The 9,271-nt window shown below is 74.4% G+C and carries 8 protein-coding genes; 4 read left to right on the top strand and 4 right to left on the bottom strand.

The genetic code is table 11. From position 1 onward, the window contains the following. Nucleotides 1–160: 160 nt before the first annotated feature. Both TR48_RS37430 and TR48_RS37425 read right to left on the bottom strand, forming a co-directional pair. Nucleotides 161–1,519, bottom strand: coding sequence for an ABC transporter substrate-binding protein (locus TR48_RS37430; RefSeq protein WP_042375194.1), 1,359 nt, complete (start codon nucleotides 1,517–1,519; stop codon nucleotides 161–163). 62 nt (nucleotides 1,520–1,581) lie between these two features. Next, nucleotides 1,582–2,157: an MTB12 C-terminal domain-containing protein gene (locus TR48_RS37425; RefSeq protein WP_042375192.1), complete on the bottom strand. Its 576-nt coding sequence runs from the start codon at nucleotides 2,155–2,157 to the stop codon at nucleotides 1,582–1,584. A 183-nt stretch (nucleotides 2,158–2,340) separates the two neighbouring features. Here TR48_RS37425 and TR48_RS37420 point away from each other — a divergent pair, with 183 nt between their 5' ends. From TR48_RS37420 to TR48_RS37410, 3 genes are read left to right on the top strand one after another with little or no spacing between them, the layout of a single operon-like run. After that, nucleotides 2,341–2,904 carry a hypothetical protein gene (locus TR48_RS37420; protein WP_042375189.1) on the top strand — a complete coding sequence of 188 codons (564 nt, stop codon included), beginning with the start codon at nucleotides 2,341–2,343 and terminating at the stop codon, nucleotides 2,902–2,904. Beyond that, nucleotides 2,905–5,634: an ABC transporter permease subunit gene (locus TR48_RS37415; protein ID WP_063771143.1), complete on the top strand. Its 2,730-nt coding sequence runs from the start codon at nucleotides 2,905–2,907 to the stop codon at nucleotides 5,632–5,634. Next, nucleotides 5,624–6,310 carry an ATP-binding cassette domain-containing protein gene (locus TR48_RS37410; protein ID WP_042375199.1) on the top strand — a complete coding sequence of 229 codons (687 nt, stop codon included), beginning with the start codon at nucleotides 5,624–5,626 and terminating at the stop codon, nucleotides 6,308–6,310. Before TR48_RS37415 ends, TR48_RS37410 begins: the two co-directional genes overlap by 11 nt. Here TR48_RS37410 and TR48_RS37405 read toward each other — a convergent pair. After that, nucleotides 6,297–7,028 carry a LysM peptidoglycan-binding domain-containing protein gene (locus TR48_RS37405; protein ID WP_042375197.1) on the bottom strand — a complete coding sequence of 244 codons (732 nt, stop codon included), beginning with the start codon at nucleotides 7,026–7,028 and terminating at the stop codon, nucleotides 6,297–6,299. The two genes, TR48_RS37410 and TR48_RS37405, sit on opposite strands and share 14 nt — an antisense overlap. A 175-nt stretch (nucleotides 7,029–7,203) precedes the next feature. Further along, nucleotides 7,204–7,857: a transglycosylase family protein gene (locus tag TR48_RS37400; protein ID WP_084730087.1), complete on the bottom strand. Its 654-nt coding sequence runs from the start codon at nucleotides 7,855–7,857 to the stop codon at nucleotides 7,204–7,206. A gap of 537 nt (nucleotides 7,858–8,394) precedes the next feature. Between TR48_RS37400 and TR48_RS37395 the strand changes: the two genes are divergently transcribed. After that, a complete protein-coding gene (locus TR48_RS37395; RefSeq protein ID WP_042375185.1) occupies nucleotides 8,395–9,228 on the top strand; it encodes a DUF8842 C-terminal domain-containing protein in 834 nt (277 codons plus the stop codon). The last annotated feature ends 43 nt before the right edge of the window (nucleotides 9,229–9,271 follow it).

The following is a 9,271-nucleotide window of genomic DNA, read 5'->3' as shown; positions in this document are numbered from 1 at the left end:
CAGGGCAGGGAGGACAGGGCAGGGAGGGCAGGGCAGGGAGGGCAGGGCTCAAGGGCGGTAGGGCTCAAGGGCGGTAGGGCTCAAGGGCGGTAGGGCTCAAGGGCGGTAGGGCTCAAGGGCGGTAGGGCTCAGGGGCGGTTGGGCTCAAGGACGGCAGGGCTCAGGGGCGGTAGGGCAGCGCGGGGACCTCGAAGCAGTTGGTGTTCATGTCGGGCACCTCGGTGACCCAGCCGCCCTTGGCGCCCTGGGCGGAGTCCTGCCAGTGCGCCACGTTCAGGCAGGCGTGCTGGAGGCCCTTCGGCGGGTTCGCCGTCGGCACGAACGAGGCGGGGATCAGCAGGTCGTGCGCGGTGTAGGGCTGAGGGCGACGCATGAAGGCGTCGACGCAGGAGCGGGTCACCTGGGCGCCGCAGGAGGAGGCGGCGTCGGTGAACCACTGGGCCCCGGCCCAGCCGAGCAGTTCCCACTCGGACAGCTGCGCCTGCCGGTCCGGGTAGTACTTCCGCATCGCCGCCCGGAACGCGGCCACGGCCGGGTACTGCGTGTCCTCGTAGTTGCGGGCGTCGGCCGTGACCCAGAGCGCGTTGCGGCAGCCGGGCGTCTGCGCGTAGTCGGTGCGGACCTGCTCGGACCAGTTCTGCTCGTTGGTCACCTTGGCGGCGACGGTGACCCCGGCGGAGGCCATGGCCTGGCACAGGCCGGTGTTGCCGCGGGTGTCCATGGCGTCGAGCAGCAGCTGCGCGTGGCCGGCCTTCATCCCCGCGGCGACGGACCCGAAGTTGGGCAGCGCGAAGTCGACGGTCTCACTCAGCACGCTGTAGCCCTCGGCTTTGAGGCCCTGGGCGAGCTGGGCGGCGTAGCGGGCGGAGTCGGCCTGGTTGTAGGCGACGACGACGGCCCGGGTCAGGCCCAGCTTGGCCTTGAAGTACCGGTACACCTCGGTGGTCTGGTACAGCTCGCCGTTCCAGCCGGCCGACGTGCCGTCGCGCGGCTCGTCGCTGCCGTAGATCTGGTACAGGTGCGGGTACTGGTCGTACTGGGTACCGATGGTGATGCCGCCGATGTCGGGCACCGCCTGGGAGCTGACGTACGGAGCGCCCGCGTAGTCGAGCACGCTGCCGGCGACGAACGCGACGACGTGGTCGGAGTCGATCAACTGGTGCACGCAGGACTGGTTGCCGATGCCGGACCCGCCGTCGTCGCAGGTGAAGACCTTGACCTGACGCCCGTTGATCCCCCCGGAGGCGTTCAGGGCCTGGAAGAAGGCCTGGGCGCCGTAGAGCGGGCCGGTGAAGGTGTCGCCGCCGATCGGGCTGGACACGGAGGTGACGATGCCGATCGGGATCGGCGGCTGCGCGGCTCCGGCGGCGGGCCCGCCGGTGGGCCGGTTCTCGAAGTCCTTCACCGGGAGCCGGCTGCCGCAGCCGGCCGTGAGGGCCAGCAGGCTCGCGCACGTCAGCAGCGCGAGGACGGACCGGGCCGTCCCCGCGCGCGCGGCGCGGTGCCGAAGAGGCCTCACGGGCTCATCTTTCCAGGGTCAAGGCGACCTGTCAGGGGCAGCGTGTCCGGGAGCAGCGCCTCTCAGGAGCAGCCGGGGACGGGCGAGCTGCCGGCCTTGAGCTGGAGCAGGCCGCACAGGGTGGTGTCGCCCACCTTCCACACGCCGCCGTCCAGGACCGACTTGCCCTTGCTGCCGTTCAGCGCCACGGCGCCGGAGAGGCAGACGTTGTAGGTGACGTCGGCGGTGGTGGCGCTGGTGAAGTCGACGCCGGTGACGGCGACGGTGGTCTGCGCCGCCTGCGGGTCGCCCGCGAAGGCCTGCATGGCGGGGGCGAGCTTGTCGGCGTTCTGCAGCAGGCCCATCTTGGCGCTGACGGCGGTCGCCGGGTCGAAGAACTGGGCGTAGTCGGCCGCGATCTTGTTCGCGGCGCCGGCCGTGTCGGCGGGACCGCTGCCCGCGACGGTCGGGGCGGTGGCGTTTCCGCAGGCGGCGGCCTGGCCGGCCGGGGCACTGGCGGACGCCGCCGGCGTCGAGGGGGCCGCTGCGCCGGTCGGGGTCTCGTTGCGCGAGGTCGTGCTGGTGCTGCTGCAGGCCGCGGCGAGCAGCAGCACGGCCGAGCCGGCCACGGCCCGCAGGACCAGGGATGCGCGTTGCATGATCAGTCACCGCCCTGTCGTGAACTGCGCTGTCGTGAGGAGCGCTGTCGACAAAATCTGACTTACCATCAGTTCCGCCTCACCAAGCTAGCGCCGCCGGGATCGTCAGGAACCCTCCCGGGCGGGTATTGATGAAGGAACGTGACCATTCGCCCGCCGGGACCTTGATCGGGAGAGGACGCCATGAAGCTGCCGCCGTTCGGGGGACGGGGTCTGCGCGGTCGGCTGGGTCCGGTCGTCGCGGCCGCCGGGGCGCTGCTGTGCGTGCTGGGCTGGTACGGCGTCTCCGGCGAGCAGTACGCGGAGCGGCAGCTGCCGTACCTGGCCTCGGCGACGATCCCCGGCGCGGCGCTGATCGTGGCCGGAGCGGTGCTGCTGGCCCGCCCGGACGAGGAGCGCGAGCGCGAACGGGCGGCGGGCGACGAGGAGACCCGGCGACAGCTGCGGCTGCTGTACGAGCTGCTGGTCGAGGAGGCCGGGCGGACCAGCGGAGGCACACCCAGGGGCCCGGCGGGCGAACCGGCGGCCGTCGCCGCGGGACGGTTCTGCTTCCTGCCGAACGGGCGCACCTACCACCGGACCACCTGCCTGCTGGTCGAGGGACGCGGCGACGCGCTGCCGGTCACCCCGGCCGGCGCACAGGAGCGCGGCCTGCGGCCCTGCCCGTTGTGCACGCCCGCGGAGCCCGCCGAGCCGCGCGAAGCCGCCGGTCCCGGTCCCGACGCGCCGCCCGCCGCGGGGGCCTGAATGTCGTCGCTGCCGCTCGATCTGGCGCAGGCCGGGCTGACCGTCGGAGCCGCGGCGGCACTGTCCGGGATCGGGCTGGTGGTCTGCTACCGCGCCACCGGCGTGCTGAACCTCGCCCAGGGCGCCATCGCCATGATCACCGCCTATGCGGTGCGGCAGACGATCGTCGTCTGGGGCTGGCCGCGCGCGGTCGCCGTCCCGGCCTGTCTGCTGGTCTTCGCGCCCGCGATCGGCTGGACGCTGGACGCGACGGTGTTCCGGCGGCTGCAACGGCGCGGCGCGGGGCCGGTCGAGACGCTGGTGGCCTCGCTCGGCGTGTTCGTGCTGCTGGTCGGGGTGGCCTTCCTGCTGTGGGGGCCGACCCCGCTCGGCGACGCGCCGTCCCTGCTGCCGTCCTCGCCGTGGGCGGTGCTCGCGGTGGTGGCCGTGCTGGGCGCGGCCGTCACCGCCGTCGGACGCTGGACGCCGTTCGGGACGCAGGTCCGGGCGGTGGTCGACAACCGGCGGCTGGCGGAGCTCTCGGGGGTGGACGCGGACCGGGTCTCCTCTGTCGGCTGGGCCTTCGGCGCGTTCACCGCCGGGCTGACCGGCGCGGTGCTGGCGCCGGGGCTGCGGCTGGACCCGTACGGGCTGCCGCTGCTGGTGATGGAGACGATGGCGGTCGCGGTGATCGCGGGGCTGCGCAGCATCGGCGTCGCGGTCGCCTCGGCACTGGCCCTGGGCGTCCTGCAGAGCGAGCTGACGCAGTTCCACCCGGGCGGCTGGGCGCAGTCGCTGCTCCAGGCCGTCGGGGCGAACCTGTTCGCCCTGGCGCTGCTCGCGGCGGTGCTGGTGCTGCCGCTGCGGTTCGCGGGCGCGGAACGACGGGCCTACCAGGCGACGCTGACCGGTCCGCCGATCATGGCGTCGGCCGAGGCGTCGCCCCGGGCCTTCGCCACCCGGATCGGCTGCGCGGCGCTGCTGCTCCTGCCCTTCGCCTTCCGTCCGGACGACCTGCGGGCGGCGCTTCAGGTCCCGGCGCTGGCGCTGGTGCTGCTGTCGATCGTGGTGGTGACCGGCTACGGCGGCCAGGTCTCACTGGGCCAGGCCGGGTACGCGGGGCTCGGGGCGCTGTTCACCGGGCTGCTCGCGGGCGGCGGCCGCTTCCTCGGGCTGCCCGCCTTCCCGACGCCGGTGGCGCTGCTGGTCGCGGTCCTGGTCGCGGCGCCGCTCGGACTGCTCGTCGGCTGGCCCGCGATCCGGCGGCGCGGGCTGGCGCTGGCGCTGACCACGTTCGCGGTCGGCACGGCGATCAGCCGCCTGGTCTTCCAGCAGCCCGCGGCGACGACCGGAGTGGTGCTGGACCGCACGGGCCTGCTCGGGCAGGACCGCTTCTTCTACGGCCTGGAACTGGCCCTGCTGGCCCTCGCCCTCCTGCTGGTGCGGGCGCTGCGGCGCGGGCGGATCGGGCGGGCACTCGGCGCGATGCGCGACCACGAGGCGGGCGCGGCCGCGGCCGGGGTCGATGTGGCGCGGCTGAAGCTGCTGGCCTTCGTGGTCGGCGCGGCGCTGGCGGCCCTCGGCGGCGGGCTGCTCGGCCTGGGCGGACAGGCCTTCGACCCGAACGCCTTCGACCCGGTGCTGGGGCTGATCTGGTTCGCGGCGGTGGTCGTCTTCGGCGCGGACAGCGCGGTCGGCGCGGTGCTGGCGGCGGCGCTGCTGGTCGGCCTGGACACCGGCACGGTCGCCGGGGTCTCCACCGCGGTGATCGGCGCGCTGGCGCTGCTGCTCGGGCGGATGCCGCCGGGCGGTCTCGCGGGCCTGGCCCGGCGCTCCGTCCGGCAGCCACGCCCGACGACTCTGCCCGCGCCCGGCGAGGCGCGGCTGACGCCGCTGGGACGGCGGCTCGCCGCGCGACTGCCCGTGCCCGGTCCGGCCCCCGTGCCCCTGGCCGAGGCGGCGCTGCCCGCCCTGCCGCGGCTGACCGGCGAGCGGCTGACCGCGCGCGACGTCACCCGCCGCTTCGCGGGCGTGACGGCCGTGGACGGGGTGACCCTGGCCGTGCCGCCGGGCCGGATCACGGCGCTGACCGGGCCGAACGGCGCCGGGAAGTCCACCCTGTTCGACTGCTTGAGCGGCGCGAGCCGCCCCGACGGCGGCCAGGTGCTGCTCGGCGGCCGCGACATCACCCGCCTGCCCGAGCACGCTCGGGCCCGGCTGGGCCTGGCCCGTACCTTCCAGCAGCTCGCCGTCTTCCCCGGCCTGACGGTGGCGGACAACGTCCGCGTCGGCGCGGAGCAGGCGGCGTCGGGGCGGCTGGACTCCTCCGCCGTCCCCGCCGTCTCCGCCGTCGAGCAGACGGAGACGGTGCTGCGCCTGCTGGGCCTCGCCGCCCTGCGCGACCACGCGGCGGCGGATCTGCCGACGGGCACGCTGCGGCTGGTCGAGCTCGGCCGGGCGCTGGCCATGGCGCCGACGGTGCTGCTGCTGGACGAGCCGGCGGCGGGTCTGGACCGGCGCGAGACGGCGTTGCTGGTGGAGCTGTTGCGGCTGCTGGCCGACGGCGGTCTCGCGCTGCTGATGGTCGAGCACGACCGGGAGCTGGTGGACGAGCTGGCGAGCGGCGTGCACGTGATGCGGGCCGGGCGGGCGCAGTTTCAGGGCGGCTCGGCCCGGGGCGGACCGGCCCAGGGCGGGGCGAGCGGTTCGGGCGGGCTGAGCGGTTCGGGTGGGACGGCGCATGGCGCTTGAGATCGAGCTGCGCGGGGCGCGGGTGCGGTACGGGCCGCTGGAGGCGTTGCACGGGGTGGACCTGGCGGTGCCGACGGGGGCGATGACGGTGCTGGTCGGGAGGAACGGGAGCGGGCGCAGCAGCGCGCTGCACGCGCTGGCCGGCGTGGTGCCGCTGACGGCGGGACGGGTGCTCTGGTACGGCGGGGGCGGAGCAGCGGACGCACGTGAGATCACCGCTCTCGACACGTACCGGCGCTCGCGTCTCGGAATGGCGCTCCTGCCGGCCGAGCAGGCCGTCTTCCCCTCGCTCACCGTCGCCGAGAACCTCGTCGTCCCCGGACCGCTCGGCGGCGGCGTCGACGCGAGCGTCGCGATCTTCCCCGAGCTGTCCCGGCTGCTGCCGCGCACCGCCGGCACGCTCTCCGGCGGCGAGCAGCAGATGGTGGCACTCTGCCGCGTGCTCACCTCCCCCGCCCGCCTGCTGCTCCTGGACGAGTTCGGGCTGGGCCTGGCCGAGGAGGTGGTGGCCCGCGTGCACGCGTCGCTCGCCTCGCTCGTCGCGTCGGGCCGCACCGTCCTGCTCGCCGAACAGACCCTCCCGTCCGAGGCGGCCTGGGACTACGCCTACGAGCTGCGCCGCGGCGACGTCGTCTCCGCGCGCGAGCGGGAGAGCCCGCCGCTCAGCGGAGCCTGAGCACCGTCCCGGCGACGAGGTCGTCGGGACGCGGCCCGATCAGCGCGCGGTTGCGCGCGTACAGCGCGGGCCAGCCGCCGGGCAGGTGGAACCGGTGCGCGATCGACACGAGCTGGTCTCCGGGCTGGACGACGTACGTCGCGGGGACCGTGACCGGCGGTGCGGGCGTGGGTGTCGGGGTCGGCGTCCGGGTCGGCGTCGGGGTCGGGGTCGGCACGGGCGTCGGCACGGGGGTGGACGTCGGAGTGGGCCTCGGGGTGGGCCTCGGGGTGGACGTCGGAGTGGGCCTCGGGGTGGGCCTCGGGGTGTGGCTCCGGGACGGCTCGGGCGTCGGGCTGTGGGGCGGGCTGTGGGTCGCGCCGACCGGTGGACGGCCCGTCAGGCCCTGGGAGCAGTTGGGCCAGGCCGACCAGCCCTGCCAGGCGAGGATGGCCTCCGCGACGCGGATCTGCTCGGCCTTGGTGGCGTGGTCGGGGCGGGACGCGTAGCGGCCGCCGCCGGCCTCGCGCCAGGTCTCCCGGGAGATCTGCAGTCCGCCGTAGTAGCCGTTGCCGGTGGCGATGTGCCAGCGGCCGCTGCTCTCGCACAGCGCGAGCCGGTCCCAGACGGCGACCGGGACCTGAGCGGAGGCCACGTCGGAGACCACCGGCAGCACGCAGGCCAGCGAGGCCGCACCGATGGCTCCGCCGGCGAGAAGACGTCGTCGAGCTGCGCCCATGACAGCTGACGGTATGTCGACTCCTCTCGGAGTCCGATTGTCATATCAATCGCCACGCCGAGACCTCACCCCCTCGGCGCAGCCCGCACGGGAACAGCACGACGGCGCGGCCCACCGCCGAAGCGGTGGACCGCGCTGCTGTCGTCACGTGCCGTCACACGGCCGGGACGGAGTCTCAGCCGACGTTCAGGACCTGGCCCGGGAGGATCAGGTTCGGGTTGCCGCCGATGACGGACTTGTTGGCGGCGTACAGCGAGTGCCAGTTGGTGCCGTGGGCGGCAGCGATCTTGCTCAGCGTGTCACCGGACTTGACGGTGTAGTTGCCGGTCGCGCCGGAGTGGTGCACCGGGGCCGGAGCGGCCGGGGCCTGCGCCGGGGCGGTCTTGACCGGGGCCGGGGCGGGGGCGCTCTGCTGCACGGAGGCGGCGGCGTCGCTGCTCCAGGAGCCGGTGTTGGAGGAGGTGTCGACCGACGCCGGGGCGCCACCGGCGGTCAGGCCGGCCTTCGGGCCGCAGACCGGCCAGGCGCCGGGGCCCTGGGAGGCCAGAACCTTCTCGGCGACGGCGATCTGCTGACCCTCGGTGGCCTGGTTGGCCTGCGCGGCGTACGCGGTGCCGCCGAAGGCGGCCCAGGTGCTGTTGGTGAACTGCAGACCACCGTAGAAGCCGTTGCCGGTGTTGATGGACCAGTCGCCGCCCGACTCGCACTGCGCGACCGCGTCCCAGGTGGAGACCGAGGCGGCGGAGGCGCTGGTCGCGCAGAGCAGACCGGCGACCGGGGCCGCGACGAGGGTGGCGGCGACGGCAGCGGTACGAACGCGGAACTTCATGAAAAGCCTTTCGACACTCCCGGGCGGGCTGCGGCGCGCGCTGCGCGTCCCGTGCCCTCGCTCCGTCACTCGCCGCCGACCTGTCCTGCGGAGGCGGGCACTGCCGCAGCGCCGCACGACGGTGCGCGGCGAAGGGCTGTGCTGAGACGGGCGAACCCGGGCGGTGCTCGTTGCACCGACGCCAATGACCGTAGGAAAGCCCCGGGGCGCGACTCAAACCTCCCGGCGAAGTCCCAGCTCACGCGACCGTTACCGGGAGTAAAAATCTTGGAGTCGCGCACTTTATGTCCGGATTACGTATTTTGTCGAAGCGTCAGTTCCGCTGATTCGTGACCTGGCTCACAGAAAGGGGCCTCTGAGCCCACGTGAGGTGCCCCACACGGTAAACAGAGGGTGACCGCGAGATGCTCCCGGGTGACCGAATCGCACCTCTTTCCCGTGCTCGGAGCAGCCGGACCGTGACCCCGACCACATCCGTGCGTTTGTCATCACGGCCGGGCAGTCGCGCTCCGGCCCCCGCGATTCGAGGAGTCATTCGTGCAGCGCATGATCGACGTCAGCGACGAGGTCCGTGCCGAGATCGGTGACGACGAGGCCGACCGCCTGCTGGGCGGTGGCACCGCCCCAGACCGCTACGACTGCACCTCCTGCCGCGCGCCAGGCGACGTGACGCAGGAGCCGACGGCGACGGTGCTGTTCGTGGGCGAGGAGACGGCGGTGCTGGCCTTCGCCCACGCCCGGTGCATCCCCTCCCAGGTGGTCGAGGTCTCCGAGGAGCAGTTGCAGGGCGCCGTCCGCAACATCAGCGCGTCGATGCCGCCCGGCGCCGAGCAGGCCGTCGCGCCCGCGCCGGGGCTGCACGTGCCGGAGGCGGTGCCGAGCCCCGCGGGCGGCCAGGTCGCCCCGGCGGTCCTGGGCGTCACCTGCGGCCTGGTGCTGTGTCAGGGCACGCCGCGCGCCGCGCTGGTCGTCGAGCCGACGGGGCCGGTCGGCCGCCCCGGCACGAGCGTCGGCGAGGACGCGTTCGTGGAGCTGCTGCAGGAGCACGGCTTCCAGCCGATCGCCGAGGTCGACCACGCCCCCGCGCAGCTGCGCGGCTGGTCCGTCCTGATGGCGATGGGCCAGCTCCACGCAGTGCTGCAGCCCGCGCCCGGCGGCGGCACGAACGCCTGGTGGCAGGCCCATGCGCCGTTGCAGGTCACGGAGGCCTGGCGCAGCGCGGCCTCACAGCAGGCGGAGGTCATCATGTACGCCGCGCCCCACGGCACGATCGGCCGCCAGCCCCGCGAGGACCTGCTGCGGCACGCCCTCGACAACGGCGCCCGCAAGGGTCTCCTCCTCGGCGCGACGCTGCCTCTGGCAGGGACCTGACGTCCGGTTGCACTACCTGGGGGCGCGGGGCTCTGCCGAGCTG

The organism is Streptacidiphilus neutrinimicus (assembly GCF_000787815.1).
Lineage (GTDB): Bacteria > Actinomycetota > Actinomycetes > Streptomycetales > Streptomycetaceae > Streptacidiphilus > Streptacidiphilus neutrinimicus.
The sequence above is the reverse complement of the archived record's forward strand: the minus strand, read 5'-3'. Positions and strand labels throughout refer to the sequence as shown.